Raw genomic sequence first — 214 nt, forward strand, 5'->3', positions numbered from 1 at the left:
CTTTGAAAACTAAATACTATCTAATTTCTTTATTAACAAAACAATAAACCGAGAACACCGCGTTATTTGAGTTTTAATTAACGAATATAATCGCTAACTCAATTAATCAAAGCAGTCGAAGACTGCTAAGGTTAAGTTATGAAGGGCGCATGGTGAATGCCTTGGTACTAGGAGCCGATGAAGGACGGGACTAACACCGATATGCTTCGGGGAG

The 214-nt window shown here is 38.3% G+C and carries 1 rRNA gene; it reads left to right on the forward strand.

The annotated features are described in order from the left end of the window. Window positions 1-129: 129 nt before the first annotated feature. Window positions 130-214 (forward strand): 23S ribosomal RNA (locus tag H5S41_RS12245); the annotation flags it as partial.

The sequence above is a fragment of the Limosilactobacillus albertensis genome, from assembly GCF_014145555.1.
Lineage (GTDB): Bacteria > Bacillota > Bacilli > Lactobacillales > Lactobacillaceae > Limosilactobacillus > Limosilactobacillus albertensis.